Below are 25,805 nucleotides of genomic sequence, written 5' to 3'. Positions count from 1 at the left end.
GTCACTCCACGAACAGGCAGGCGGGTTGTTCCAGCAGGCCGCGCACGGCCTGGATGAACAGGGCGGCGTCCATGCCATCGACCACGCGATGGTCGAACGAGCTGGACAGGTTCATCATCTTGCGCACGACGATCTGGCCGTCGACCACCATGGGCCGCTCGACCATGCGGTTGACACCGACGATCGCCACTTCCGGGGTGTTGACCACCGGCGTGCTGACGATGCCGCCCAGCGCGCCGAGGCTGGTCAGGGTGATGGTCGAGCCGGACAGTTCCTCGCGGCTCGCCTTGTTGTTGCGTGCGGCATGGGCCACCCGGGCGATCTCGCTGGCGTTGCTCCACAGGCTGCCGGCTTCGGCATGGCGCAACACCGGCACCATCAGGCCGTTGTCGCCCTGGGTGGCGATGCCCACGTGCACTGCGCCATGGCGGGTGATGACCTGGGCTTCGTCGTCGTAGGTGGCGTTGATCTGCGGGAAGTCGCGCAAGGCGACGACCATGGCGCGCACCAGGAACGGCAGCAGGGTCAGCTTGCCGCGGCTTTCACCGTGCTTGGCGTTGAGCTGCTGGCGCAGGGCCTCCAGGTTGGTCACGTCGATTTCCTCGACGTAGCTGAAGTGGGCGACGCGGCGCTTGGCGTCCTGCATGCGCTGGGCGATCTTGCGGCGCAGGCCGATCACCGGCACCTGCTCGCTGTCGGTGCGCTTGCCATAGCCGCTCGGGGCCTGGCCGGCGCTGCTCTGCGGCTTGCTGATGAAGGCGTCGAGGTCTTCGTGCAGAATGCGCCCGGCCGGGCCGCTGCCATGCACGTAGCGCAGCTCGACACCGGCATCCAGCGCGCGCTTGCGCACGGCGGGGGAGGCCAGCGGCTTGTCGTGGGCCTCGCGCGGCACGATCGGCGCCGCCGTAGGCTGGACGGCAGGCTGCTGAGGTTGCGCCTCGAGGCGCGGCGCCGGTTGGCTTGCCACCTGCACCGGCGCGGGTGCCGGCTCCACTGCCTTGGCCTGCGGCGTGTCGACATGGTTGCCGCTGCCTTCGACCTCGATGCGGATCAGCTCGCTGCCGACCGCCATCACTTCACCTGGCTGGCCGCCCAGGGCCAGTACCTTGCCGGCAACCGGCGAGGGGATTTCCACGGTGGCCTTGTCGGTCATGACGTCGGCCACCACCTGGTCCTCGGCGATCAGGTCGCCGACCTTGACGAACCATTCCACCAACTCGACCTGCGCGATGCCTTCGCCAATGTCCGGCATCTTGATGACGTGCGTGCCCATTCAGACCTCCATGACCCGTTTCAATGCCGCGCCTACCCGTGAAGGGCCTGGGAAGTACGCCCATTCCTGTGCGTGGGGGTAGGGTGTGTCCCAGCCGGTGACGCGTTCGATCGGCGCCTCGAGGTGGTGGAAGCAGTGCTCCTGGACCAGCGACACCAGTTCGGCGCCGAAGCCGCAGGTGCGGGTGGCTTCGTGGACGATCACGCAGCGGCCGGTCTTTTTCACCGACGCGACGATGGTTTCCAGGTCCAGCGGCCAGAGGCTGCGCAGGTCGATGACCTCGGCGTCGACGCCGCTCTCCTCGGCCGCCACTTGCGAGACATACACGGTGGTGCCATAGGTCAGCACGGTGACGTCGTTGCCTGGGCGGGTGATCGCCGCCTTGTCCAGCGGCACGTTGTAGTAGCCGTCTGGCACCGCGCTGTGCGGGTGCTTGGACCACGGCGTCACCGGACGGTCGTGGTGGCCGTCGAACGGGCCGTTGTACAGGCGCTTTGGCTCGAGGAAGATCACCGGGTCATCGCACTCGATCGAGGCGATCAGCAGGCCCTTGGCGTCGTAGGGGTTGGATGGCATCACCGTGCGCAGGCCGCACACCTGGGTGAACATCGCCTCGGGGCTCTGGCTGTGGGTCTGGCCGCCGTAGATGCCGCCGCCGCAGGGCATGCGCAGGGTCAGCGGCGAGATGAACTCGCCGGCCGAGCGATAGCGCAGGCGGGCCATCTCCGAGACGATCTGGTCGGAGGCGGGGTAGAAGTAGTCGGCGAACTGGATCTCGACCACCGGACGCAGGCCGTAGGCGCCCATGCCCACGGCGGTGCCGACGATGCCGCTCTCGGAGATCGGTGCGTCGAACACGCGCGACTTGCCGTACTTGGTCTGCAAGCCTTCGGTGCAGCGGAACACGCCGCCGAAGTAGCCAACGTCCTGGCCATAGACCACCACGTTGTCATCGCGCTCGAGCATGACATCCATGGCCGAGCGCAGGGCCTGGATCATGGTCATGGTGGTGGTGGACATGGCGTTTTCCAGATGGATGCTGTTGTTGTGATCGTTCATCTCAGACCCCCAGTTCCTGGCGCTGCCGGCGCAGGTGATCGGGCATTTCCTTGTACACGTCCTCGAACATCGAGGCGGCGCTGGGGATATGGCCGTTGCTCAGGGTGCCGAACTGCTCGGCGTCCTTCTGCGCCTTGATCACCTCGGCCTCGAGCTCGGCGCTGACCGCCTGGTGCTCGTCCTCGGACCAGTGGCCGGCCTTGATCAGGTGCTGCTTCAGGCGAGCGATCGGGTCGCCCAGCGGGAAGTGGTTCCAGTCGTCGGCCGGGCGGTACTTGGACGGGTCGTCCGAAGTGGAGTGTGGGCCGGCGCGGTAGGTGACCCATTCGATCAGCGTCGGGCCCAGGCCGCGGCGGGCGCGTTCGGCGGCCCAGCGCGAGGCGGCATAGACCGCGATGAAATCGTTGCCGTCGACCCGCAGCGAGGCGATGCCGCAGCCCACGCCACGGCCGGCGAAGGTGGTCGACTCGCCCCCGGCGATGGCCTGGAAGGTGGAGATCGCCCACTGGTTGTTGACCACGTTGAGGATCACCGGGGCGCGGTAGACGTGGGCGAAGGTCAGCGCGGTGTGGAAGTCGGACTCGGCGGTGGCGCCGTCGCCGATCCAGGCCGAGGCGATTTTCGTGTCGCCCTTGATCGCCGAGGCCATGGCCCAGCCGACCGCCTGGACGAACTGGGTGGCGAGGTTGCCGCTGATGGTAAAGAAGCCGGCTTCGCGCACCGAGTACATGATCGGCAACTGGCGGCCCTTGAGCGGGTCGCGGGTGTTGGACAGCAACTGGCAGATCATGTCCACCAGCGACACGTCGCGGGCCATGAGGATGCTCTGCTGGCGGTAGGTGGGGAAGCACATGTCGCTGCGGTTCAGGGCCAGGGCCTGACCGCTGCCGATGGCTTCCTCGCCCAGGCTCTGCATGTAGAAGGACATCTTCTTCTGGCGCTGGGCGACGACCATGCGGCTGTCGAAGATACGCGTCTTGAGCATGGCGCGCATGCCCTGGCGCAACACCTGCGGGTCGATGCCCTCGGCCCAGGGGCCAACGGCGTCGCCGTGCTCGTTGAGCACACGCACGAGGCTGTAGGAGAGGTCCGCGGTATTGGCGGGTTCGACATCGATGGGCGGTTTACGCACAGAACCGGCGTCGTTCAGGCGCAGGTAGGAGAAATCGGTCTGGCAGCCTGGCCGGCCTGTAGGCTCGGGCACATGCAGACGCAGGGGGGCGTACTCGTTCATTGCTTTTTACGCTCGCTCGAATGTTGTTTTTGTGAGCTTTGAAGCGGCCGCCGCTGAGTACCGGCTTGTGACTGGCAAGTCAGCGTCTTTTACATCATAGGGGGATGGCCGGAGAATTTTTCTCTCAAGTTCGTTGCCTTTGCCCGGCGGGGAAGATAAACATTCCGCACAAACACAAAAACCAGGTGAATTTGTCTCATGCGTAAGTTGGATCGTACGGATATCGGCATTCTCAACAGCCTGCAGGAAAACGCCCGCATCACCAACGCGGAGCTGGCGCGCTCGGTCAACCTCTCGCCCACGCCGTGCTTCAACCGGGTCAAGGCCATGGAGGAGTTGGGAGTGATTCGCCAGCAGGTCACCTTGCTGTCGCCCGAGGCATTGGGGCTGGACGTCAATGTGTTCATCCATGTCAGCCTGGAGAAGCAGGTGGAACAGTCGCTGCATCGCTTCGAGGAAGAGATCGCCGAGCGCCCGGAGGTAATGGAGTGCTACCTGATGACGGGCGACCCGGATTACCTGTTGCGGGTGCTGCTGCCAAGCATCCAGGCGTTGGAGCGGTTTCTCGACTACCTGACGCGGCTGCCGGGGGTGGCCAATATCCGTTCCAGCTTCGCGTTGAAGCAGGTGCGCTACAAGACCGCGTTGCCGTTGCCGGCCAATGGCATGACCTTGCGTGAACCTTGAGGCGTGCAGGCGCCGGCGTTGCCGGCGAAGACCGCGCACTTGGGTGCTTGATATTTTAAACACCCACGGCCTATGTTGTGTTCATCGCCACTCCGGCATGCCAACACAACAACAAGGACAGCGTCATGACGACCGCAGGCCCGCATCACCAGGCCCAACAGCTGCAGGGCATCGATGAAATCGAATGCGTCACCCCCGACCTCAACGGCGTCGCCCGCGGCAAGGTGATGACTGCCGAGGGTTTCCTCGAAGGTCGGCGCTTGCAGATGGCGCGCGGGGTGTTGCTGCAATGCATCATGGGCGGCTACCCGCCGGCGAAGTTCTACGGCAGCGACGACGGCGACCTGGCGCTGGTGGCTGACCCGGCGCAGATTCACCGCCTGCCCTGGAGTGACGAGCCGCGTGCCCTGGCCATTTGCGATGCGGTCGAGCTCGATGGCCGGCCGTCGGGGTTGTCCAGCCGCGCTCAGCTGAAGGCGGTGCTCGCCCGCTATGCCGAACGTGGCCTGGCGCCGGTGGTGGCCACCGAGCTGGAGTTCTTCGTCTTCGCCCCCAACACCGATCCGAGCCAGCCGTTCTTGCCTGCGCTGGGCAAGGATGGGCGTCGGGAAATGGGCCATTCGGCGTTCAGCGTCAGCTCCAACAACGGCCTGCGTCCGTTCTTCAACGAGGTGTACCGCTGCATGGCGGCGCTGGGCCTGCCGCGTGACACCTTCATGCACGAGATGGGCGTCAGTCAGTTCGAGATCAACCTGCTGCACGGCGACCCGCTGCTGTTGGCCGACCAGACCTTCCTGTTCAAGCACTTGCTCAAGGAGGTCGCGCTCAAGCACGGCCTGATCGTGGTATGCATGGCCAAGCCCCTGGCGCACACCCCCGGCAGCTCGATGCATATTCACCAGAGCCTGGTCGACAGCACCAGTGGGCGTAACCTGTTCAGCGACGAACACGGCGCCCCGACCGATACCTTTCACCATTTCATCGGCGGCTTGCAGGCTTGTCTGGCCGACTTCACCCTGTTGTTCGCGCCCAACGTCAACTCCTACCAGCGCCTGTGCCACCCGTACGCCTCGCCCAACAACGCCTGCTGGTCAGAGGACAACCGTGCCGCCGGCCTGCGTATCCCCGCCAGCGCGCCGGCGGCGCGACGGGTGGAGAACCGTTTGCCGGGCGCCGACGCCAACCCCTACCTGGCGATCGCCGCGAGCCTGGCTGCCGGCCTGCATGGTATCGAGCGGCAGATCGTGCCGGCCGCGGCCATCCAGGGCGAGTTCGAGGTGCCCGAGCACCTGAGCCTGCCCTGTACCCTGCATGCGGCCCTGCAGCGCCTCAAGCACAGTGCCTTGGCCCGGGAACTGTTCGGCCGTGAGTTCATCGAAGGCTACATCGCCAGCAAGACCCTCGAGCTGGCCGACTTCTTAGACGAAATCACGCCGTGGGAGCGACGCGTGCTGGCGGCGCAGGCCTGAGCGCGACACAACCTGTAGTGGGCGCGCCGTCAGCGGCGCATTTCGCGGTTTGGGGCCTGCGCGGTCGATGATTTGCTCTTATGCTAGCCCTGCACCCAACGCCACCTGACGAAGGAGCCCGACGGGACGTATGCGCACTATCTGGAAGCCGTTTCAGTCGCTGTATTTCGCTGCCTTGATGATGTTGATCGGCTCTGGCTTGCTCAGTACCTACCTGGCATTGCGCCTGGCCGCCGAGCATGTCGACAGCCTGTGGGTCGGTGCGCTGATGGCCGCCAACTATTTCGGCCTGGCCCTGGGCGGCAAGATTGGCCACCGCTTGATCGGCAGGGTGGGGCACATCAGGGCTTACGCCACCTGTGCCGGTATTGTCGGCGCGGCCGTGCTCGGCCATGGGCTGACCAGTTGGCTGCCGGCCTGGGTCGGGCTGCGGATGATCGTAGGCCTGGGCATGATGTGCCAATACATGGTCATCGAGAGCTGGCTCAACGAACAGGCCGATGCCAAGCATCGCGGGGCGGTGTTCAGCGGCTACATGATCGCCTCCTACCTGGGCCTGGTGCTCGGCCAGTTGATCCTGGTGCTACACCCGCAGTTGGGGCCGGAGCTGCTGATGCTGGTGGCCATGTGCTTTGCCCTGTGCCTGGTGCCGGTGGCCATGACCCGGCGCATCCACCCCGCGCCGTTGCGCCCGGCGCCGATGGAGCCGAAGCTGTTCATCAAGCGCGTGCCACAGTCGCTGTCGACGGTGTTGGGTGCGGGTTTGATAGTCGGCTCCTTCTATGGCCTGGCGCCGCTGTACGCGGCCAACCAGGGGCTGTCCACCGAGCAGATCGGCTTGTTCATGGGCAGCTGTATTTTCGCCGGCCTGGTGGTGCAATGGCCGTTGGGTTGGCTCTCCGACCGCTATGACCGCGCCGTGCTGATCCGCAGCGTGGCGAGCGGCCTGGCGCTGGCGTCGGCGCCCTTGGCCATCCTGCCGAGCGTGCCGCTGGCGCTGCTGTTCGGCATCGGCTTTGTCATTTCGTTGTTGCAGTTCTGCCTGTATCCATTGGCGGTGGCGTTCTCCAATGACCATGTGGAGAGCGAGCGGCGGGTGTCGCTGACCGCCATGCTGCTGGTGACCTACGGCGTTGGCGCCTGCATCGGGCCATTGGCTGCCGGTGTGCTGATGAAGCTGTTCGGCGCGCAGATGCTGTATGCCTTCTTCCTGTTCTTTGCGCTGGTGCTGGTGTGGCGAATCCGGCCGAAAGCGGTGACCGGCTTGCACCAGGTCCAGGATGCCCCGCTCGGCCACGTGGCGATGCCGGCGGCCGGCTCGCCGTTGTCGGCGGCGCTCGACCCGCGGGTCGATGAGCAGACCGTGCAGGAGGTCATGCAAGCACCGGTGGCGGCGGAGGATACCGAGGCAGAACAGGCAGGCGAAGGGCAGGGTGCCCGGCCACAGGCAGGCGGCGACAGCTTGCGTTGACGGGCCTGGCATTGATGGCCGACCTGGCAGGTGCTGTATCAGACCAGCGTGATGTTGCGCAGGTGGAACTTCAGGATGTCGCCGTCATCGGGACCGGCATGCAAACCAAAGTAGTCATACAGCGCGGAGTAGGTATTGGCGACGCGATATACCGCCGCGTCGCGCAAGTAGAACTCGACCTGCTGCGCACTGGCCATGTCACCGTCCCACTCCCCAAGCACTTGAATTTTCCAGTACTGGCGTCGCGCAGTCAGGTTCAGGAAACTCAAGTGCGCGGTATTTCCCAGCGCCAGGTGATCATAGAATTTCAGCCAATTGTTGGTGCTTTTCTCCAACCGCTGTCGCTTGATCGATGAGGGTTCGGCAATCTCGATCTGGTAGTGGTGGCGAGCGCCATCGGTCTTGAGGTACTTGAAGTGGAAGGTGAGGCGCCTGAACCAGGCAGGGTCATTGCCCTGGTCGACGACGAGCCAGTTTTTGCGCAGAGCATGCTGGATGCCATCGTCCTCTGACGAAGGCACGCTGGTAACAACTATCTGCCCATACTGGCAGTGCAGTTCGGCGGTAAAGTCACGTTGGATCATAGCTTCTCCGATCATGAAGGCGACCCGCAATGGGGCTTGTCGGAGCGTGGCAGTGACTGGCGGGGGGTGGAACCGGGAAGCGTGTCCTGGCGTGCGCGTCGGCGGCATGAAAACGCCACCCGTAGGTGGCGTTCGACGATCAGTAATCGTCCTTGTCGAACCTGCGCGCTTCGCGCTGCAACTGGTAGACGAAACTCTCGATCTTGCGTTGCGCCTGGCCGTTGAGGTTATGGAAGCGTACCCCGGCGAAGGTGGTGTTGATGCGCTCCTCGAAATGCAGGTGGCGCAGCTCGACCATGGTGTCGGTCAGCCCCAGCGGGTTGCCGGCCTTGAAACGCTCGTAGACCTGGCCCAGTTGCAGGCGGTCTTCGACATTGCCTTCGAAGCGCAGCTTGCAGCCGGTGGCAGAGATGTCCAGCAGCTTGCCGCGCAGGGCGCCGTTACCCTTGAGGTGGGTGCCGTCGAGGGTCACGTCGACCAGTTGCGACAACTTCAGCGCGGCGCGAAAGGCATTGCGCCGCTGATGGTAGGTGACTTCCGTGGGCAGCGGGCCGCGGTAGCAGCGGTGGCCGTCGATCTCGCTGATGGTCAGCGGGGTGTCGCTTTCCCAGGCAATGCGCACGCCGTCATGGAAGCCTTCGATGCGAAACGCTTCGCCGTTCTCGATGTACTTTTCGCCGTCGCGCGGGATCATCTCGTCCAACGCCAGTACCCCGGCCTCGCGGTCGACATGCACCACGTAGCTCTGGAAGCGCTGGCTGCGTTCATGGAAGCTGATGATCAGCGGGTCGTGGCTCTCCAGCAGCTGGCGCAGGTTGGCCGCAATCTCCAAAGGAGTGCTCAGCACCTTCGGTGGCTGGGGAGCATCGGATTCGTTGAACACGGGTTTTCAATCTCCAGGCAAAAACGACACACGCAATTAACGGCATTTTGCCAGTATGTTCCGTGCCTTGATACCACTAATCACACTTGGCTGATCGCCCGGGGCTTGGCCATCGGCGAGGTACCGCCACGGCTGTCGTAGAGCGACGGAGAATCGCCGCCCTGAAGGATTCTGACCTGGTTGGCCGTGACGTGCTGCTGCACCTGGATGATCTGGCCGTTGGTCGCGTTGACCTGCTGGCAGGCGTCCATCAGTTGGCTCAGCTCGTCGAGCCGGGCGAGGATCGCCTGGCCATTGCTCGACTGGGCCGCCAGGGCTTGCGCGCCGGCGCGATCGGCACTGAGGCCGAGGCTGGCGAGCAGTTGGCTGCGGCGCCGACCCTGCTGCTCGAGCAAGATGATCAACGACTGCTTGCGGGCCAGGATCTGCTCCAGCACCACCATGTCGCGGCCGTGCAGGGCTATCGCTTCGTTTTGCAGAAGCTCGAGCAGTTCCTGCGTGGGCGCGATGTCGTTTTCGATCAGTTGCAGCAGAGTGATGTCGTGCATGGCTAACTCTTGGCGTGTTGCGTCCTTGAAGTCAGCGCGCCTGAAGGTCAGCGCTGGGCTTCGAAATCAAGCAGTTTGCTGGCGACCCGGTCGGCATCGACCTTGTAGCTGCCGTCGGCGATGGCCTGTTTCAACTCGGCCACACGGGCGCTGTTGACGGTTGGCTGATCGCGCAGCTTGTCGCTGATCTTCTGCAATTGCTGGGCCTCAGGGCTCAGATGTACCGCTTCTCCGCTGGCGCTGGCGCGTTTGGGCGCCTCGCTGGCTTCGCCGGTTTTTTCGGCGGTGCCTGGCGCGGCATTGCCGCGAACACCGCCCGTGATGGACGGAGAATTATTCAAACGACTGAAGTCGATGACCATGATCAGAACCCCTGGGTATTAGGACGCATGCCTGGTTTTCGGCCAACCCGAAGAAAACTTTAGGCAGGAAAACCATACTGGCGCAAAGCGCAGCTTGCGCAACCCGATTTCTGACACAGTTTAGGGCCCTCGGTTCCTCACCGCCAGCTTTGCGTCATCGTCTTGCAGCCAGGATTACATGGCCACCTCGACCTGTCCGGGCCCGGTCACCCGGGCCTTGACCACTCGCTTGGAGTTGAGGTTGCGCACCCGAATCTGGGTTTGCAGCCCGCCCTTGTCCAGCGCTTCGCCGGGCATGCGCACGCTGAGGCTGCCGCTGCGGGCGACGATCACCACATGATCGCCCTTGCGCACCACCTCGGCCTGCTCCAGATGTTGCTGGGTGAGCAACTGGTCGACTACCGTCGGGCGTAGCAATTTCAGGCCCACCGCCTGGTCCAGCTGGGTCAGGTAACCCTGGCCGAGGCTGCCGACATCGCGCTCGCGCAGGGCCACGTCGCCTTCGCCGATGACGCTGTCGCGCTTGAGTGGGCGGGTCATGACCACCACGTCGCGCAGCAGGCGCACCTGCGCCGGCACGAATACCGTCCAGGGCGCCGCGCCGTCGCAGCGCACCCTCACCGTCACCCGTCCCAGCGGCGTGGGGCCTTCCAGCGAGGCGTCCAGCTGCTGGCTGCACTGCGGCATGCGCAGGCGCGGGTCGAGTTTGTTCACCTGGATCTCGTAGCGACCCTGGGTCTGGGTGGTCGCCAGATAATCCTCCACGGTGAATTCAAGAAACCCTTGAGTGACACCGATAAGCTGTTCAGGCAAGGTAAAAGCGTCCGCCAGCGCCTGGGTGCCGGGTACCATCAGGCACAATGCGGCCAGGGATCCGGTCAGCAGGCGCGTCAGTCGTCGGAAAAATGTCGTTTTCGTGTACATGGCGCTCAAAAAAGCAAAGCCCGTGCCGACTTGGTACATAGGCAATCGTTGAAGGAGTCCGGCATGGCTGGAGTGATGGATTCGGTCAACCAGCGCACGCAGCTGGTGGGGCAGAATCGCCTGGAGCTGCTGTTGTTTCGCCTCAATGGCGACCAGCTCTATGGCATCAATGTGTTCAAGGTCCGCGAGGTGCTGCAGTGCCCGGATTTGACACTGCTGCCCAAGTCCCATCCGGTGGTGCGCGGTGTGGCCAACATTCGCGGGGCGACCATCCCGATCCTCGACCTGTCGATGGCCACCGGCTTGCCGGGCCTGCAGGAAGAGACGCGCAAGAGTTTCGTCATCATCACCGAGTACAACACCAAGACCCAGGGGTTCCTGGTGCACTCGGTGGAGCGCATCGTCAACATGAACTGGGAAGAGATCCATCCGCCACCCAAGGGTACCGGGCGCGATCACTACCTGACCGCGGTCACCCGGGTCGACAACCGCATGGTCGAGATCATCGACGTGGAGAAGGTGCTGGCCGAAGTGGCGCCGTCGTCCGAGTCGGTGTCCGAAGGGGTGATCGATGCCGAGGTGCAGGACAAGGCGGTGCTGTTGCGGGTGCTGACGGTCGATGACTCGTCGGTGGCGCGCAAGCAGGTCAGCCGCTGCCTGCAGACGGTCGGGGTCGAGGTTGTGGCGCTCAACGACGGTCGCCAGGCCCTGGACTACCTGCGCAAGCTGGTGGACGAAGGCAAGCGTCCGGAGGAGGAGTTCCTCATGATGATTTCCGATATTGAAATGCCAGAAATGGACGGCTATACCCTCACGGCGGAGATTCGCAGCGACCCGCGCATGCAAAAACTGCACATCTGCCTGCATACTTCGCTGTCTGGGGTATTCAACCAGGCCATGGTCAAGAAGGTCGGCGCCGACGATTTTCTGGCCAAGTTCAAGCCGGATGACCTCGCCCAGCGCGTGGTCGATCGGATCAAGGCGGCACATTGAAACGGCCGGGGCGCGTCCCCGGCGCAAGCGACATATAAAAAGAGGCGGCAGCATTGTCTACGGGTAATTTGGATTTCGAACAGTTCCGGGTCTTCCTGGAGAAAGCCTGTGGCATCCTGCTGGGCGAGAATAAGCAGTACCTGGTCTCCAGCCGTCTCAACAAGCTGATGGAGCAGCAGGGCATCAAGTCGCTGGGCGAACTGGTGCAGCGCATCCAGACCCAGCCGCGCGGTGGCCTGCGCGAGCAGGTGGTCGATGCCATGACCACCAACGAGACACTCTGGTTTCGCGACACCTACCCGTTCGAGGTACTGAAGAACAAGGTGATTCCGGAGTTCATCAAGGGCAACCCCGGCCAGCGTCTACGTATCTGGTCGGCGGCCTGTTCGTCGGGGCAGGAGCCGTATTCCATCTCCATGGCCATCGACGAGTTCGAGCGCAGCAACCTGGGCCAGTTGAAGATGGGCGCGCAGATCGTCGCCACCGACCTCTCCGGCGCCATGCTCAACAACTGCAAGACCGGCGAGTACGACAGCCTGGCCATTGCCCGCGGCTTGTCCCAGGAGCGTTTGCAGCGTTACTTCGACACCAAGGGGCCTGGGCGTTGGGCGGTCAAGCCACCGATTCGCAGCCGCGTCGAGTTCCGCTCGTACAACCTGCTCGACAGCTACGCGCCGCTGGGCAAGTTCGACATCGTGTTCTGTCGCAATGTACTGATCTACTTCTCGGCCCAGGTCAAGAAGGACATCCTGATGCGCATCCACGGCACGCTCAAGCCGGGCGGCTATCTGTTCCTGGGTGCGTCCGAGGCGCTCAATGGCCTGCCGGACCACTACCAGATGGTGCAGTGCAGCCCGGGGATCATCTACCAGGCCAAGTGAGGCGGGTGGCAAAGGGCAAAGGGAGCCGGCACCGCGAGATGCCGGCTTTTTCATGCCTGTCGATTTAACGTCTTCCACGCATGGGCACCCGCCTTGCTGGCGAGCCAGGCGCAGCGATCGTGTCGGTGTGGATGCCGTCAATATTTTGTTTTGCCGCCTCGGTGGCTGTCTGATTGCCGCCTGGCGACTGCAAAGCGGAAGCACTTTGCCGCTTTTCTGGCAGCGGCGGCCTGCTGTTTCAGCTCGAAGGCCCGGGTTGACAGGCTTTTTCTTGGTTGGCACAGCCCTTGCTTTAGCGTTAGCCAACGAAACTCTGGTCAACCTTCGAAGGTTCCCCGACATGAGCATCAGCTTCGACAAGGCGCTTGGCATCCACGAAAAGGCATTGGGCTTCCGTGCCCAGCGTGCCGAGGTGCTGGCCAACAACATCGCCAACGCTGACACGCCGAACTACAAGGCGCGCGACATGGACTTCTCGTCGGTGCTCGCCGCCGAGTCCGACAAGCAGCAGAAAGGCCGTATCGCCCTGGATCGCACCAATAATCGCCATATCGAGGCCGAGGGCCTGGCGATGATGGACGACACCTTGAAGTACCGCACGCCGATGCAGCCGTCGATCGACCAGAACACCGTGGACGCGCAGATCGAGCAATCGAACTACACGGAAAACGCCGTTGGCTTCCAGGCCAGCTTCACCCTGCTCAACAGTAAATTCAAAGGGCTGGTATCGGCCCTGCGTGGAGAGTGACCATGTCCCTTGCCAGTGTCTTCAATATCGCCGGTAGCGGCATGAGCGCGCAGAACACGCGCCTGAACACCGTCGCCTCGAACATCGCCAACGCCGAGACCGTCTCCTCGAGCATCGACCAGACCTACCGCGCCCGCCATCCGGTGTTCGCCACCACCTTCCAGCAGGCCCAGGCCGGCGCCGGCCAGTCGCTGTTCGAGGACCAGGGCGAGGCGGGGCAGGGCGTGCAGGTCAAGGGCATCATCGAGGACCAGAGCAACCTCGAGGCGCGTTACGAGCCGAACCATCCGGCGGCGAACAAGGACGGCTACGTCTACTACCCGAACGTCAACGTGGTCGAGGAGATGGCCGACATGATCTCCGCCAGCCGTGCGTTCCAGACCAACGCCGAGCTGATGAACACCGCCAAGAACATGATGCAGAAAGTGCTGACCCTGGGTCAGTAAGCAGGGAGCCGAAATGACTACCACCAATACCGATAACCAGGTTGGCAGCGGCTATCTGGAGTCACTGCAAAAGCCCACCAGCAAGAACAACGGCAGCACCGGCCAGGCCGGCAGCGCGCTGGGCAAGGACGCGTTCCTGCAGTTGCTGGTGACGCAGATGAAGAACCAGAACCCGCTCGATCCCCAGGACAACGGCGAGTTCGTTGCGCAGCTGGCGCAATTCAGCAGCCTCGAAGGCATCCAGTCGCTCAAGGAGTCGGTTGACGGCATCCTCACCGGCATCGGTTCGTCCCAGGCGCTGCAGGCGACCTCGCTGGTCGGCCGTTCGGTGATTGTGCAGACCGACAAGGCCGTGGTCGACACCACCAAGAGCTTCAATGGCCAGGTCGTGGTGCCGTCGAACATCAGCGAAGGCAAGGTCACCATCAAGGACAAGGACGGCAAGGTGGTCAAGACCATCGAGCTGAGCGCGCAGAAGGCCGGTACCGCCGACTTCATCTGGGATGGCACCAACGACAAGGGCGAGAAGGTCGACCCGGGCAACTACACCTTCAGCGCCGAGACCAAGGTCGACGGCAAGGCCAAGACGCTGGCCACGTTGCTGCCGGCCAAGGTCAACAGTGTCAGCTTCCAGAATGGCAGCGAGATGATGCTCGACCTGGCTGGCATCGGCAAAGTCGGCATCTCCAAAGTCACCACCATCGGAATTTAACGCCGCAGAATCGGCACAAGGAGCGAGTACATGTCTTTCAATATCGGCCTTAGCGGTCTCTATGCGGCGAACAAATCCCTGAACGTTACCGGCAACAACATTGCCAACGTCGCCACCACCGGTTTCAAATCGTCGCGCGCCGAGTTCGGCGACCAGTATTCGCAATCGATCCGCGGCACTGCCGGCGGCAAGACCCAGGTCGGCAGCGGCGTGAAGACCATGGCGGTCTCGCAGATGTTCAACCCCGGCAACATCAATGGCACCGGCCAGGCGCTGGACATGGCCATCGACGGCAACGGCTTCTTCGCCCTGAACGACAATGGCTCGCGCATCTATACCCGTGCCGGCGCCTTCTACAGCGACAAGGAAGGCTACGTGGTCAACGCCAGCGGCGCCAACCTGCAGGGCTATCCGGTGGATGAAAACGGCAAGGTGATCCCGGGCGTGCTGACCGACCTGAAGATCGACACCTCGAACCTGGCGCCGAAGCCGACCGGGCGCATTTCCGAGACCGTCAACCTGAACTCCAGCGCCAATGCGCCGACGGTTTCGCCGTTCGACCCGACCAATGTCAACAGCTACAACTACACCTTCAACACCCCGGTGTACGACAGCCAGGGTAACGAGCACCAGATGAACCAGTACTTCGTCAAGGATGCCGGCACCAACTCCTGGACCATGTACACCACCATCGCCGGCCGTAACCCGGCCGACCCGACGCTGACCACGCCATTGGTCAACAAGCTGCCGTTTACCTCGGCAGGCAAGCTGGATACCGCGGCCATGGCTGCTGGCGCGGTTCCCGGTGGCCTGACCATCGCCGCCGACAAGACCTTCCAGCTGAACAACTGGGTGCCGGCCGAGAAGAACGCGGCAGGTGCCTGGGTGGGCAACGGCGCCACTGCTCGCGTCGGTGGCGTGACCCTGGACATGCTGGCCACCACCCAGTTCAACGCAGCCTCGGCGACCACCGCCAAGGACCAGGACGGCTACGCCACCGGTGAACTCGCCGGCCTGACCGTCGACCAGAGCGGCAACATGTTCGCCAACTTCACCAACGGCCAGAACAAGGTGATCGGCCAGGTGGTGATCGCCAACTTCGCCAACCTGCAAGGCCTGACCCCGGTCGGCGCCACTGCCTGGAAAGAGTCCTACGCGTCGGGCGTGCCGATCATCGGCGAGCCGGACACCGGTACCCTGGGCCGCATTGCCGGCAGCTCTCTGGAAGACTCCAACGTCGACCTGACCGGTGAGCTGGTCAACCTGATCAAGGCGCAGAGCAACTACCAGGCCAACGCCAAGACCATTTCCACCGAAAGCACCATCATGCAGACCATCATCCAGATGACCTGATGAGCATGGCGTGATCGAGCCCCTGCTTGCAGGGGCTTTTTCACGTCTGGCAGAGGAGGTAGATGCCATGAACAAGTCGATGCTGGTGGCTGCCGGCGCCTTGTTGCTGGCGCTGTCGCTGCAGGCCGCGCCGGCGCCCTGGTACCAGTGGCAGAGCCTGGCGACCGGGCGCTACATGTGCTCGGCCAACGACCCGGGGGAGGGCTGGAAGCGCCATTCCGGCCCCTACACCAACGGCGCGTGTCGCGCCGACTGACGCGGCAGTTGCCGGCAGCGGCAACGATTCGCCGACAAACTGACGCTTGCGCTGGCGTGGGCCCCTGAAAGCCCCGTGTTAAAGGGCTTTGTCAGTTTGGTTCGATAATTGCTTCATCCTTGCCAACGACAGCGCGGCAAGGTTCGCGTAGAGGAGATGCTGTGGACAAGATGCTTTATGTGGCCATGACCGGCGCCAGCCAGAACGCGCTGGCGCAGAAGGCCCATGCCAACAACCTGGCGAACGTTTCCACCAACGGTTTCCAGCGTGACCTGGAGCAGGCGCGTTCGATGCCGGTGTTCGGCGACAGCTTTCCGGCGCGCGCCTTCGCCATGACCGAGCGTCCGGCCACCGACTTCAGCGAAGGCGCCCTGGTCGAGACCGGCCGTCCGCTGGACGTGGCCGTGGCCGGCAAGGGGTTCATCGCCGTGCAGGCGCCCGATGGCAGCGAAGCCTACGTGCGCACCGGCAGCCTGAACATCGACGCCCTGGGCGTGCTGCGCGCCGGCAACGGCATGCCGGTGATCGGCAATGGCGGCCCGATCGCCATTCCGCCGGAGCAGCAGGTCGAGGTGGGCGACGACGGCACCATCAGCATTCGCGCCATGGGCGAGGATCCGCGGGTGATGGCCGAGGTCGACCGCATCAAGCTGGTCAACCCGGACATCAAGGGCCTGACCAAGGGCCTGGACGGCATGATTCACACCGGCAATGGCCAGCCCGCCGACGCCGACGTCAATGTCCGCGTGGTCTCGGGCTTCCTGGAATCGAGCAACGTCAACGCGGTCGAGGAGATGACCTCGGTGCTGGCGTTGTCCCGTCAGTTCGAACTGCACGTCAAGATGATGAACGCGGCCAAGGAAGGCGATGAAGCCATGGCGCGCGTCTTGCAAATCGGCTAATCACATTTGAACGGGTGCCGAAAAACAGGCGCACGAGGAGAACACTAAATGCTTCCAGCTCTTTGGGTCGCGAAAACCGGCCTGTCCGCCCAGGACACCAACCTGGCGGTCATCTCCAACAACCTGGCGAACGTCTCGACCACCGGCTTCAAGCGCGATCGTGCCGAGTTCCAGGACCTTTTGTACCAGATCAAGCGTCAGCCCGGCGCCCAGTCGACCCAGGACAGCGAACTGCCTTCGGGCCTGCAGGTCGGTACCGGTGTGCGCATCGTCGGCACACAGAAGAGCTTCATCGCCGGCAGCCTGCAGACCACCGAAAACCCGCTGGACATGGCGGTCAACGGCCGTGGCTTCTTCCAGATCCTGCAGCCGGACGGCACCGTGAGCTACACCCGTGACGGTACCTTCCACCTGAACTCCGACGGCCAGATCGTCACCGCCAACGGCTTTGCCCTGGAGCCGGCCATCGTCGTGCCGCCAGATGCGCAGACCTTCACCGTCGGCAAGGACGGCACTGTGTCGATCACCACCGTGGGCAACCCGGCGGCGCAGATCATCGGCAACATCCAGACCGCCGACTTCATCAACCCGGCCGGCCTGCAGGCCATCGGCGGCAACCTGTTCCTGGAGACCGCCGCCAGCGGCGCGCCGCAGGTCGGTACCCCGGGCCTGAACGGCTTCGGCACCACCGAGCAGCAGACCCTGGAAGCTTCCAACGTCAGCACCGTCGAAGAACTGGTGAACATGATCACCACCCAGCGCGCCTACGAGATGAACTCCAAGGTCATCTCCACCGCCGACAAGATGCTGTCGTTCGTCACCCAGCAGCTGTAAGCCCTGGCGGCCTGCCTGGCGCGGGCCGTTGACTCTGCGCTCGTTGTTGCAGCGCCTGTTTCACCGTGAGGTAAGTGTCATGATGCGTTCGTTGTCCGTATTCGCCCTGGGGGGGGTGGTGTTGTTGGCCGGTTGCGTCGCGCCGACGCCCAAGCCCAACGACCCGTACTATGCGCCGGTCCTGCCGCGCACCCCGCTGCCGGCAGCGGCCAACAATGGCTCGATCTACCAGGCCGGTTTCGAACAGAGCCTGTACACCGATCGCAAGGCGTTCCGGGTCGGCGACATCATCACCATCACCCTCAACGAGCGCACCTCGGCGAGCAAGAACGCCGGCTCGCAGATCCAGAAGAACAGCAAGGCCAACCTTGGCCTGACCTCGCTGTTCGGTACCGTGCCCAACACCAACAACCCGCTGGGCAGCGGCGACCTGACCCTGGAGGCCGGCTACAGCGGTGACCGCAGCACCAAGGGCGACAGCAAGGCCACCCAGGGCAACACCCTGACCGGCTCGATCACCGTCACCGTGGCCGAGGTGCTGCCCAACGGCATCATCGCCGTGCGCGGCGAAAAGTGGATGACCTTGAACACCGGTGAAGAGCTGGTGCGCATTGCCGGCCTGGTGCGCGCCGACGACATCGCCACCGACAACACCGTGCCGTCCACCCGTGTGGCCGACGCGCGCATCACCTATTCGGGCACCGGCTCGTTCGCCGATGCCAGCCAGCCGGGTTGGCTGGACCGTTTCTTCATCAGCCCGCTCTGGCCTTTCTGAGTACGGATGACCATGTTCAACGCTAGGCGGTTGATTGCCGCGACCTTGCTCCTGTCCTGCGCGTTCGGTGCCCATGCCGAGCGCCTGAAGGACATCGCCAGCATCTCTGGTGTGCGCGCCAACCAGCTGATCGGCTACGGTCTGGTGGTGGGCCTCAACGGCACGGGTGACCAGACCACCCAGACGCCGTTCACCCTGCAGACCTTCAACAACATGCTCTCGCAGTTCGGCATCAAGGTGCCGCCGGGGTCAGGCAACGTGCAGTTGAAGAACGTTGCGGCGGTGTCGGTGCATGCCGACCTGCCGGCGTTCGCCAAGCCGGGGCAGGTGGTCGACATCACCGTGTCGTCCATCGGTAACTCCAAGAGCCTGCGCGGCGGTAGCCTGTTGATGACGCCGCTCAAAGGGGTCGACGGCAACGTCTACGCCATCGCCCAGGGCAACCTGGTGGTGGGCGGGTTCGACGCCGAGGGTCGCGACGGCTCGAAAATCACCGTCAACGTTCCGTCGGCCGGGCGGATTCCCGGCGGCGCGTCCGTCGAGCGTGCGGTGCCGAGCGGCTTCAACCAGGGCAACAGCCTGACCCTGAACCTCAATCGCCCGGACTTCACCACCGCCAAGCGCATCGTCGACAAGGTCAACGAGCTGCTCGGCCCAGGTGTCGCCCAGGCCATCGATGGTGGTTCGGTGCGGGTGACCGCGCCGATGGACCCGAGCCAGCGTGTCGACTACCTGTCGATCCTGGAGAACCTCGAGATCGATCCGGGCCAGGCAGTGGCCAAGGTCATCATCAATTCGCGCACCGGTACCATCGTCATTGGCCAGAACGTCAAGGTGTCGCCGGCGGCGGTGACCCACGGCAGCCTGACCGTGACCATCACCGAAGACCCGATCGTCAGCCAGCCGGGGCCGTTCTCCAATGGCCAGACCGCGGTGGTGCCGCGCTCGCGGGTGAATGCCGAGCAGGAAGCCAAGCCGATGTTCAAGTTCGGCCCGGGCACCACGCTGGATGAGATCGTCCGTGCGGTGAACCAGGTCGGCGCGGCGCCCAGCGACCTGATGGCGATCCTCGAAGCCCTGAAGCAGGCCGGCGCGTTGCAAGCCGACCTGATCGTGATCTGAGGAGGCCTGGGATGAATCCGAAGAGCCTGATTTCCAGCCCGGCCGACAGCGGCGCCTTCACCGACCTCAATCGCCTGAGCTCGCTCAAGCACGGCGATCGCGACAGCGAGGGCAACATCCGCAAGGTGGCCCAGGAGTTCGAATCCTTGTTCGTCAGCGAGATGCTCAAAGCCTCGCGCAAGGCCAGCGATGTGCTGGCCGACGAAGAAAACCCGATGAACAGCGACACCACCAAGCAGTACCGCGACATGTACGACCAGCAGCTGGCGGTCAGCATGTCCCGCGAGGGTGGTGGTATCGGCCTGCAGGACGTGCTGGTGCGCCAGTTGAGCAAGAACAAGAGTGGAGCGGTCAACAACAGCCCGTTCCCGCGTATCGACGGCCCGGCGCCAGCATTGTGGGGTGGTGGTCGTGTGGCCCAGCCGGCGCGGGGCGAACAGGCCGCGGCCGGGCGCAACGATGTGGCGGCGCTCAACTCGCGGCGCCTGGCGCTGCCGGGCAAGCTTACCGATCGCCTGCTGGCCGGCATCGTGCCGTCGGCGGCGGGCGCCACCGGCGATAGCGCCTTGCCCCAGCGCAACGGGCCGTCGCTGGCCGGTGTCGCCCGTGGCGACTGGCAGCCAGCGCAGACCTTCGCCGCGCCACGCGAGCGCGAGGGCATGCGTATTATCGGCCGCGCCGTGGCCCAGCCGCCGCTGGCGCCGAACAAGGCCTTCAGCGACAGCGACGCGTTCGTTGCCACCATGCTGCCGATGGCCGAGCAAGCGGCCAAGCGCATTGGCATCGACCCACGCTACCTGGTGGCTCAGGCCGCGCTGGAAACCGGTTGGGGCAAGTCGGTGATGCGCAACCCCGATGGCAGCAGCAGCCACAACCTGTTCGGCATCAAGGCCACCGGTAACTGGCAGGGTGGCGAGGCGAGGGCGATCACCAGCGAATTTCGCGGCGGCCAGTTCGTCAAGGAGACGGCGGCGTTCCGTTCCTACGACTCGTACCAGGACAGCTTCCACGACCTGGTCAGCCTGTTGCAGAACAACAGTCGCTATAAAGATGCCGTCGGCTCGGCCGATAAACCGGAACAGTTTGCAAGAGAGCTGCAGAAGGCTGGCTACGCCACCGACCCGGACTATGCCCGCAAGATCATCAGCATTGCCCGGCAACTGCAGCCGACCCAGGAATACGCCATGGCTGGCACTACCACGAATCTATAAGGATTGAACCATGTCTAACCTGATCTCGATCGGGCTGTCGGGCCTGAATGCCAGCCAGACCGCGTTGGCCATCACCGGTAACAACATTGCCAACGCGGCGGTTTCCGGTTATTCGCGGCAGCAAACCATCCAGACCACGGGGCCGTCGCACAACATCGGCGCAGGCTTTGTCGGTACCGGCACCACGTTGTCGGATGTGCGTCGCATCTACAACGCCTACCTGGACAACCAGCTGCAGACCGCGACCTCGCTCAATACCGATGCGGCGGCATTCCAGGATCAGATCACGGGTATCGACAAACTGCTGGCCGAGAGCAGCACCGGCATCAGCTCGGTGCTGACCGCCTTTTTCTCGGCCTTGCAGACCGCTTCGGCCAAGCCTAGCGATATCGCCTCCCGGCAGTTGCTGTTGACCCAGGCGCAGACCCTGAGCAACCGGTTCAACTCCATCTCCAGCGAGATGAACAAGCAGAACAGCAGCATCAACAGCCAGCTCGAGACCCTCTCCGGGCAGGTCAACAAGCTGACCTCGAGCATTGCCGATCTCAACAAGCAGATCACCCAGCTGTCGGCCTCTGGCGCTTCGCCGAACAACCTGCTGGATGCGCGCAGCGAAGCGGTGCGCCAGCTCAACGAGCTGGTTGGCGTCACCGTGCAGGAGCGCGACGGCAACTACGATGTGTACATGGGTAATGGCCAGTCGCTGGTCACCGGTAATCGCGCCAACACCCTGAGCGCCGTGCCAAGCGCCGCCGACAAGAGCCAGTACAGCCTGCAGATCAACTACCCGAACTTCTCCTCGGATGTCACCTCGGTGGCCAGTGGTGGGCAGATCGGCGGCCTGCTGCGCTATCGCAACGACGTGCTCAATCCGTCGATGAACGAGCTGGGGCGTGTCGCCCTGGTGGTGGCCGACAGCATCAACAGCCAGCTGGGGCAGGGCCTGGACGCCAATGGGCAGTTCGGCAGCGCGTTGTTCTCCAGCATCAACAGCGCTGCGGCGATCAGCCAGCGCAGCCTGGCCTCGTCGAACAACAGCGCCGGCTCCGGCAACCTGGACGTGACCATCGCCAACAGTGGTGCGCTGACCACCTACGACTACGAAGTCAAGTTCACCGGCCCCAACCAGTACAGCGTGCGTCGCTCCGACGGCACCGACATGGGCAACTTCGACCTGACTACCACGCCACCACCGGTGATCGACGGCTTCACCCTCGCTCTGAACGGCGGTGGCCTGGCGGCTGGCGACAGCTTCAAGGTCAGCCCGGCCCGTTCGGCGGCAGGTTCGATCAATACCGTGCTCACCGACGCCAACAAGCTGGCCTTCGCCGGGCCGATCAATGGCGTGGTGGGCAGCGGCAATACCGGCAGCGGCACCATTACCCAGCCGAACCTGGGCGACAAGCTGAATATCTACGGCGGCGCCGATACCGCGCTGATCCAGGATTCGATCAAGCACTCGATGCCAGTGCGCATGGTGTTCCAGGCCGCCAGCGGGGGTACCCAGGGCTACACCCTGTACGACTCCAAGGGCGTCTCCATCGGCACCGGCACCATCGTCCCGGGCCAGGACAACAAGCTGACCATCAATGTGCCGATGCGCGATGCCACGGGCGCGCCGATCCTCGATGGCAGCGGCAACCCGCGCACCTTCAGCGTCGAGACCACCGTGGGCGGCAGCCCGGCCACCAACGACAGCTTCACCTTCGGTTTCAATGCCGATGGCAAGTCGGACAACCGCAACGCCCAGGCGCTGCTCGGGCTGCAGACCAAGTCCACGGTCGGCCTGAACTCCGGTACCGGCTCCAGCTTCACCTCGTCCTATGCCTCGCTGGTCGAGCGGGTCGGGGCCAAGGCCAACCAGGCCAAAATCGATACCGTCGCGACCAAGGCCGTGCTCGACTCGGCCAAGGAGAGCCGCAACGGGGTTTCCGGTGTCAACCTGGACGATGAGGCGGCCAACCTGATCAAGTTCCAGCACTACTACACCGCATCGTCGCAGATCATCAAGGCGGCGCAAGAAACCTTCAGCATCCTGATCAACGCTTTGTAAGGAGTAGCCATCGTGCGTATTTCCACCGCTCAGTTCTATGAGGCGAGCGCCAGTAGCTACACCAAGAACTTCGCCGACCTGATGAAGAGCAAGACCCAGATCGACAGCGGCGTGCGGATCCAGACCGCCGCCGACGATCCGGTGGGTGCCGCGCGCCTGCTGCTGCTGCAGCAGCAACAGGCGCTGCTCAAGCAGTACGACGGCAACATGACCACGGTGAACAACTCGCTGCTGCAGGAAGAGAGCGTGCTGGCCACCATCAACGACGCCATGCAGCGCGCCAGCGAGCTGGCCCTGCGCGCCGGTGGCGCCGGGGTGACCGATGCCGATCGCGTGTCCATCAGCAGCGAGCTGAAGGAAATCGAAGCCAACATCTTCGGCCTGCTCAATTCGCGCGATGCCAACGGCGACTACATGTTCGGCGGTACCAAGACCTCGTCGCCGCCCTATGTGCGCAATGCCGATGGCACCTACAGCTACCAGGGCGACCAGACCCAGCTGAGCCTGCAGGTGTCCGACACCTTGAGCCTGGCCACCAACGACACCGGTTTCAGTATCTTCGATTCGGCCAAGAACAAGAGCCGTACCGAGTCCAGCCTGGTGGCGCCGCCGGTCGACGATGGCAAGGTCGCGCTCTCGCCGGGCCTGCTGACTTCCAACAACAGCTTCAACAGCAGCTTCACCGCGGGCCAGCCCTACAAGATCACCTTCACCAGTGCTACCCAGTACATGGTGACCGATGCCATGGGCAATGACATCACCGCTGAAACCCCGACCAACGGCACCTTCGACAGCAAGACCGAGGGTGGCAACCGCATCGCCCTGCGCGGTGTCGAGTTCGAGGTCACGGTTTCGTTGAAGGAAGGCGAGGACGCCAATGCCATCGTGGCGGGCCGTGAGTTCAGCGTGCAGGCACGCCCCGACTCGCTGACCACCGTGCGCGGTGCCGGCAACCCGTCCAGTGCCCAGGTCACCAGCAGCGCCGTGACCGACCAGGCGGCTTACCGCAGCACCTTCCCGAGCAACGGTGCGGTGATCAAGTTCACCGGTGCCAACACCTACGAGTTCTACGCCCAGCCCTTGACCGCCGACAGCAAGCCGGTGGCCAGCGGCACCTTCACCGCGCCAGCGTTGACGGTGGCCGGCGTGACCTACCAGGTGTCCGGTGCGCCGCAGGCCGGTGACCAGTTCGCCGTCAATGCCAACAACCACCAGAACCAGAGCGTGCTGGAGACCCTCAGCCAGCTGCGTGCGGCACTGGATGCGCCGCCCGGCACCGCGGGTGACAATATCGCGATCAAGAACGCCGTCGCCTCGGCGGTGGCCAACTTCGCCAGCGCCCGTGAACAGGTCGATATCACCCGGGGCTCGATCGGTGCCCGTGGCAACTCGCTGGATATCCAGCGTCAGGAGAACACCAGCCTGAGCACGGCCAACAAGATCACCCAGGACGCCATCGGCAATACCGACATGGCTGAGGCGTCGATCATGCTGACCTTGCAGCAGGCCATGCTCGAGGCCTCGCAACTGGCGTTCTCGCGGATCTCCCAGTTGAGCCTGTTCAACAAGCTCTGATTGCGCCTGCGCTAAAAAAGCCCCGGCCAGCTTCGTGCTGCCGGGGCTTTTTCGTGTCTGTGGCGCGGCGGTGCCGGGCCTTTCGCGATAAATGAGTGTGACCAATGAGTCAAATCGCGCATCTTCCCTGTATCCTATGCGGCAGTAGCTGCAGCATTTTGTTACCGGTGTGCGAGCGACAGCCTGGTTTCGGTCTGTCTCGGGCTGCAGCGGTTTCGACCCGGTATTGGCGCCCTCAATTCATCGAGTGGTGGTCTTTGGCTGTTTTCATTGGGAAGCCAGAATGATTGGCATCAAAAGCATTGCGAGTTACGTGCCTACCGCTGGCCTGGACAACTATGTCCAGGGTGCGAAGTTCGGCAAGGACGAAGCGTTCATGTTCGGCAAGATCGGCGCCTCCTTCCTGCCGCGCAAGGCCGCTGAGCAGGAAACCTCCGACCTGTGCGTCGAAGCCGCCCGGGCACTGTTCGCCAACAATCCCGAGCTCGATCCGCAGGCGATCGACGTGCTGATCGTGGTCACCCAGAACGGTGACGAAGAAGGGCTGCCGCACACCGCGGCGATCGTTCAGGACAAGCTGGGCCTGTCCACCCGGGTGGCGGCGTTCGACGTGTCGCTGGGGTGCTCCGGCTATGTCTATGGGTTGTACGCCATCAAAGGCTTCATGCAGGCGGCGGGGCTGAAGAACGGCTTGCTGATCACCGCCGACCCGTATTCGAAGATCGTCGATCCTGAAGACCGCAACACCACCATGCTGTTCGGCGATGCCGCCACCGCCACCTGGATGGGCGAAAACGCCGTCTGGCAGCTGGGCGAGGCGCGCTTCGGTACCGATGGCTCGGGGGCCGAGCACCTGAAGGTCAGCGATGGCACCTTCTTCATGAACGGTCGCCAGGTGTTCAACTTCGCCCTGGTCAAGGTGCCGGCGCACCTGCACGAGCTGCTCGAGGCCAGCGGCCTGCAGTCGGCGGACATCGACGCGTTCTGCATCCACCAGGGCAGCGCCGCCATCGTCGATGCCGTGGCGCGTCGCTTCGAGGAGCAGCACCCGGAGAAGTTCGTCAAGGACATGCTCGAGACCGGCAACACCGTGTCCTCCAGCGTGCCGCTGCTGCTGCAGAAACACATGCTCGACAGCAGCTGGAAGCGCGTGGCCATCAGTGGCTTTGGCGTGGGCTTGTCGTGGGGGTCGGCGATCCTGTATCGGGATTGACCTTTGGCCTGATCAAAAAAACGCCTGGCGCATCCCGCCAGGCGTTTTTTTTATGCGTTCGCCTGGTGCGCGAACGTGTAGGCGCCAGCCTTGCTGGCGAACCAGGCGGTGCGGTGTCTGGCACCAGCTGTGCCGGTGCTCGCCGGCAAACCGGCTCCCGCGGCGATTTTGCCAGCAAGCCTGTTTCCGTCATGCGCAGGTCGCTTGCCTCAGGCCGCTGGTCGCCCCGGTCTTCCT

The 25,805-nt window shown here is 63.8% G+C and carries 26 protein-coding genes; 18 read left to right on the top strand and 8 right to left on the bottom strand.

All coding sequences use genetic code 11. The annotated features are described in order from the left end of the window. Position 1 precedes the first annotated feature (1 nt). From KSS95_RS20210 to KSS95_RS20200, 3 genes are read right to left on the bottom strand one after another with little or no spacing between them, the layout of a single operon-like run. The gene (locus KSS95_RS20210; protein WP_217849069.1) at positions 2-1,273 is read right to left on the bottom strand and encodes a dihydrolipoamide acetyltransferase family protein; all 1,272 of its coding nucleotides are present in this window, start codon (positions 1,271-1,273) and stop codon (positions 2-4) included. After that, complete coding sequence (locus KSS95_RS20205; protein ID WP_217849067.1) at positions 1,274-2,332, bottom strand: alpha-ketoacid dehydrogenase subunit beta; 1,059 nt, start codon at positions 2,330-2,332, stop codon at positions 1,274-1,276. A 1-nt stretch (position 2,333) separates the two neighbouring features. After that, positions 2,334-3,566 carry a 3-methyl-2-oxobutanoate dehydrogenase (2-methylpropanoyl-transferring) subunit alpha gene (locus KSS95_RS20200; RefSeq protein WP_217849065.1) on the bottom strand — a complete coding sequence of 411 codons (1,233 nt, stop codon included), beginning with the start codon at positions 3,564-3,566 and terminating at the stop codon, positions 2,334-2,336. Between the two features lie 198 nt (positions 3,567-3,764). Here KSS95_RS20200 and bkdR point away from each other — a divergent pair, with 198 nt between their 5' ends. The 3 genes from bkdR to KSS95_RS20185 all read left to right on the top strand — a co-directional run bounded on the left by bkdR (position 3,765) and on the right by KSS95_RS20185 (position 7,193). Beyond that, positions 3,765-4,253: a Bkd operon transcriptional regulator BkdR gene (bkdR, locus tag KSS95_RS20195; RefSeq protein ID WP_217849063.1), complete on the top strand. Its 489-nt coding sequence runs from the start codon at positions 3,765-3,767 to the stop codon at positions 4,251-4,253. Between the two features lie 227 nt (positions 4,254-4,480). Then, positions 4,481-5,722: a glutamine synthetase family protein gene (locus KSS95_RS20190; RefSeq protein WP_217854046.1), complete on the top strand. Its 1,242-nt coding sequence runs from the start codon at positions 4,481-4,483 to the stop codon at positions 5,720-5,722. Positions 5,723-5,852: 130 nt separating this feature from the next. Then, positions 5,853-7,193: an MFS transporter gene (locus KSS95_RS20185; protein WP_217849061.1), complete on the top strand. Its 1,341-nt coding sequence runs from the start codon at positions 5,853-5,855 to the stop codon at positions 7,191-7,193. 38 nt (positions 7,194-7,231) lie between these two features. Here KSS95_RS20185 and KSS95_RS20180 read toward each other — a convergent pair whose 3' ends face one another. The 5 genes from KSS95_RS20180 to flgA all read right to left on the bottom strand — a co-directional run bounded on the left by KSS95_RS20180 (position 7,232) and on the right by flgA (position 10,494). Further along, positions 7,232-7,777 carry a hypothetical protein gene (locus KSS95_RS20180; RefSeq protein ID WP_217849059.1) on the bottom strand — a complete coding sequence of 182 codons (546 nt, stop codon included), beginning with the start codon at positions 7,775-7,777 and terminating at the stop codon, positions 7,232-7,234. A gap of 139 nt (positions 7,778-7,916) precedes the next feature. After that, positions 7,917-8,660 (bottom strand): flagellar brake protein, encoded by a 744-nt coding sequence (locus tag KSS95_RS20175; protein ID WP_217849057.1) that lies wholly within the window; start codon positions 8,658-8,660, stop codon positions 7,917-7,919. An 80-nt stretch (positions 8,661-8,740) separates the two neighbouring features. Next, a complete protein-coding gene (locus tag KSS95_RS20170; protein ID WP_217849055.1) occupies positions 8,741-9,208 on the bottom strand; it encodes a flagella synthesis protein FlgN in 468 nt (155 codons plus the stop codon). 47 nt (positions 9,209-9,255) lie between these two features. Next, on the bottom strand, positions 9,256-9,570 hold the full coding sequence (flgM, locus tag KSS95_RS20165; RefSeq protein ID WP_217849053.1) for a flagellar biosynthesis anti-sigma factor FlgM: 315 nt from the start codon (positions 9,568-9,570) through the stop codon (positions 9,256-9,258). A 174-nt stretch (positions 9,571-9,744) separates the two neighbouring features. Further along, positions 9,745-10,494, bottom strand: a complete 750-nt coding sequence (gene flgA, locus KSS95_RS20160) for a flagellar basal body P-ring formation chaperone FlgA (protein ID WP_217849051.1) — start codon at positions 10,492-10,494, stop codon at positions 9,745-9,747. Positions 10,495-10,557: 63 nt separating this feature from the next. Between flgA and KSS95_RS20155 the strand changes: the two genes are divergently transcribed. The 15 genes from KSS95_RS20155 (at position 10,558) to KSS95_RS20085 (ending at position 25,568) form a co-directional block, all read left to right on the top strand. Next, positions 10,558-11,487 (top strand): chemotaxis protein CheV, encoded by a 930-nt coding sequence (locus KSS95_RS20155; protein WP_104445061.1) that lies wholly within the window; start codon positions 10,558-10,560, stop codon positions 11,485-11,487. Between the two features lie 53 nt (positions 11,488-11,540). Then, the gene (gene cheR / locus KSS95_RS20150; protein ID WP_217849049.1) at positions 11,541-12,368 is read left to right on the top strand and encodes a protein-glutamate O-methyltransferase CheR; all 828 of its coding nucleotides are present in this window, start codon (positions 11,541-11,543) and stop codon (positions 12,366-12,368) included. Positions 12,369-12,708: 340 nt separating this feature from the next. Next, positions 12,709-13,116: a flagellar basal body rod protein FlgB gene (flgB, locus tag KSS95_RS20145; RefSeq protein ID WP_104445063.1), complete on the top strand. Its 408-nt coding sequence runs from the start codon at positions 12,709-12,711 to the stop codon at positions 13,114-13,116. 2 nt (positions 13,117-13,118) lie between these two features. Continuing rightward, on the top strand, positions 13,119-13,562 hold the full coding sequence (gene flgC, locus KSS95_RS20140; RefSeq protein WP_104445064.1) for a flagellar basal body rod protein FlgC: 444 nt from the start codon (positions 13,119-13,121) through the stop codon (positions 13,560-13,562). Between the two features lie 13 nt (positions 13,563-13,575). Next, a complete protein-coding gene (flgD, locus tag KSS95_RS20135) occupies positions 13,576-14,274 on the top strand; it encodes a flagellar hook assembly protein FlgD (RefSeq protein WP_217849047.1) in 699 nt (232 codons plus the stop codon). 30 nt (positions 14,275-14,304) lie between these two features. After that, entirely contained in the window at positions 14,305-15,627 is a 1,323-nt protein-coding gene (flgE, locus tag KSS95_RS20130) for a flagellar hook protein FlgE (RefSeq protein WP_217849045.1), read from the top strand. Positions 15,628-15,694: 67 nt separating this feature from the next. After that, complete coding sequence (locus KSS95_RS20125) at positions 15,695-15,883, top strand: hypothetical protein (RefSeq protein ID WP_134690853.1); 189 nt, start codon at positions 15,695-15,697, stop codon at positions 15,881-15,883. 161 nt (positions 15,884-16,044) lie between these two features. Continuing rightward, positions 16,045-16,785 (top strand): flagellar basal body rod protein FlgF, encoded by a 741-nt coding sequence (locus tag KSS95_RS20120; RefSeq protein ID WP_217849043.1) that lies wholly within the window; start codon positions 16,045-16,047, stop codon positions 16,783-16,785. 48 nt (positions 16,786-16,833) lie between these two features. Continuing rightward, positions 16,834-17,619, top strand: a complete 786-nt coding sequence (gene flgG, locus KSS95_RS20115) for a flagellar basal-body rod protein FlgG (protein ID WP_217849041.1) — start codon at positions 16,834-16,836, stop codon at positions 17,617-17,619. Positions 17,620-17,698: 79 nt separating this feature from the next. Continuing rightward, complete coding sequence (flgH, locus tag KSS95_RS20110) at positions 17,699-18,394, top strand: flagellar basal body L-ring protein FlgH (RefSeq protein ID WP_217849039.1); 696 nt, start codon at positions 17,699-17,701, stop codon at positions 18,392-18,394. A gap of 12 nt (positions 18,395-18,406) precedes the next feature. After that, positions 18,407-19,516 (top strand): flagellar basal body P-ring protein FlgI, encoded by a 1,110-nt coding sequence (locus KSS95_RS20105; protein ID WP_437179561.1) that lies wholly within the window; start codon positions 18,407-18,409, stop codon positions 19,514-19,516. A gap of 11 nt (positions 19,517-19,527) precedes the next feature. Continuing rightward, positions 19,528-20,727 carry a flagellar assembly peptidoglycan hydrolase FlgJ gene (gene flgJ, locus KSS95_RS20100; protein ID WP_217849036.1) on the top strand — a complete coding sequence of 400 codons (1,200 nt, stop codon included), beginning with the start codon at positions 19,528-19,530 and terminating at the stop codon, positions 20,725-20,727. Between the two features lie 10 nt (positions 20,728-20,737). Then, complete coding sequence (gene flgK / locus KSS95_RS20095; RefSeq protein ID WP_217849034.1) at positions 20,738-22,780, top strand: flagellar hook-associated protein FlgK; 2,043 nt, start codon at positions 20,738-20,740, stop codon at positions 22,778-22,780. Positions 22,781-22,792: 12 nt separating this feature from the next. Then, positions 22,793-24,355, top strand: coding sequence for a flagellar hook-associated protein 3 (locus KSS95_RS20090; RefSeq protein ID WP_217849032.1), 1,563 nt, complete (start codon positions 22,793-22,795; stop codon positions 24,353-24,355). Positions 24,356-24,638: 283 nt separating this feature from the next. Further along, on the top strand, positions 24,639-25,568 hold the full coding sequence (locus KSS95_RS20085; protein WP_217849030.1) for a ketoacyl-ACP synthase III: 930 nt from the start codon (positions 24,639-24,641) through the stop codon (positions 25,566-25,568). The last annotated feature ends 237 nt before the right edge of the window (positions 25,569-25,805 follow it).

It is taken from the genome of Pseudomonas muyukensis (genome assembly GCF_019139535.1).
Classification (GTDB): domain Bacteria; phylum Pseudomonadota; class Gammaproteobacteria; order Pseudomonadales; family Pseudomonadaceae; genus Aquipseudomonas; species Aquipseudomonas muyukensis.
The sequence above is the reverse complement of the archived record's forward strand: the minus strand, read 5'-3'. Positions and strand labels throughout refer to the sequence as shown.

What these genes read in the sequence shown, in the direction of transcription:
- KSS95_RS20210 (WP_217849069.1), bottom strand. Translation starts at nt 1,273, where the DNA reads ATGGGCACGCACGTCATCAAGATGCCGGACATTGGCGAAGGCATCGCG.
- KSS95_RS20205 (WP_217849067.1), bottom strand. Translation starts at nt 2,332, where the DNA reads ATGAACGATCACAACAACAGCATCCATCTGGAAAACGCCATGTCCACC.
- KSS95_RS20200 (WP_217849065.1), bottom strand. Translation starts at nt 3,566, where the DNA reads ATGAACGAGTACGCCCCCCTGCGTCTGCATGTGCCCGAGCCTACAGGC.
- bkdR (WP_217849063.1), top strand. Translation starts at nt 3,765, where the DNA reads ATGCGTAAGTTGGATCGTACGGATATCGGCATTCTCAACAGCCTGCAG.
- KSS95_RS20190 (WP_217854046.1), top strand. Translation starts at nt 4,481, where the DNA reads ATGACTGCCGAGGGTTTCCTCGAAGGTCGGCGCTTGCAGATGGCGCGC.
- KSS95_RS20185 (WP_217849061.1), top strand. Translation starts at nt 5,853, where the DNA reads ATGCGCACTATCTGGAAGCCGTTTCAGTCGCTGTATTTCGCTGCCTTG.
- KSS95_RS20180 (WP_217849059.1), bottom strand. Translation starts at nt 7,777, where the DNA reads ATGATCCAACGTGACTTTACCGCCGAACTGCACTGCCAGTATGGGCAG.
- KSS95_RS20170 (WP_217849055.1), bottom strand. Translation starts at nt 9,208, where the DNA reads ATGCACGACATCACTCTGCTGCAACTGATCGAAAACGACATCGCGCCC.
- flgM (WP_217849053.1), bottom strand. Translation starts at nt 9,570, where the DNA reads ATGGTCATCGACTTCAGTCGTTTGAATAATTCTCCGTCCATCACGGGC.
- flgA (WP_217849051.1), bottom strand. Translation starts at nt 10,494, where the DNA reads ATGTACACGAAAACGACATTTTTCCGACGACTGACGCGCCTGCTGACC.
- KSS95_RS20155 (WP_104445061.1), top strand. Translation starts at nt 10,558, where the DNA reads ATGGCTGGAGTGATGGATTCGGTCAACCAGCGCACGCAGCTGGTGGGG.
- flgB (WP_104445063.1), top strand. Translation starts at nt 12,709, where the DNA reads ATGAGCATCAGCTTCGACAAGGCGCTTGGCATCCACGAAAAGGCATTG.
- flgC (WP_104445064.1), top strand. Translation starts at nt 13,119, where the DNA reads ATGTCCCTTGCCAGTGTCTTCAATATCGCCGGTAGCGGCATGAGCGCG.
- flgD (WP_217849047.1), top strand. Translation starts at nt 13,576, where the DNA reads ATGACTACCACCAATACCGATAACCAGGTTGGCAGCGGCTATCTGGAG.
- flgE (WP_217849045.1), top strand. Translation starts at nt 14,305, where the DNA reads ATGTCTTTCAATATCGGCCTTAGCGGTCTCTATGCGGCGAACAAATCC.
- KSS95_RS20125 (WP_134690853.1), top strand. Translation starts at nt 15,695, where the DNA reads ATGAACAAGTCGATGCTGGTGGCTGCCGGCGCCTTGTTGCTGGCGCTG.
- flgG (WP_217849041.1), top strand. Translation starts at nt 16,834, where the DNA reads ATGCTTCCAGCTCTTTGGGTCGCGAAAACCGGCCTGTCCGCCCAGGAC.
- flgH (WP_217849039.1), top strand. Translation starts at nt 17,699, where the DNA reads ATGATGCGTTCGTTGTCCGTATTCGCCCTGGGGGGGGTGGTGTTGTTG.
- KSS95_RS20105 (WP_437179561.1), top strand. Translation starts at nt 18,407, where the DNA reads ATGTTCAACGCTAGGCGGTTGATTGCCGCGACCTTGCTCCTGTCCTGC.
- flgJ (WP_217849036.1), top strand. Translation starts at nt 19,528, where the DNA reads ATGAATCCGAAGAGCCTGATTTCCAGCCCGGCCGACAGCGGCGCCTTC.
- flgK (WP_217849034.1), top strand. Translation starts at nt 20,738, where the DNA reads ATGTCTAACCTGATCTCGATCGGGCTGTCGGGCCTGAATGCCAGCCAG.
- KSS95_RS20085 (WP_217849030.1), top strand. Translation starts at nt 24,639, where the DNA reads ATGATTGGCATCAAAAGCATTGCGAGTTACGTGCCTACCGCTGGCCTG.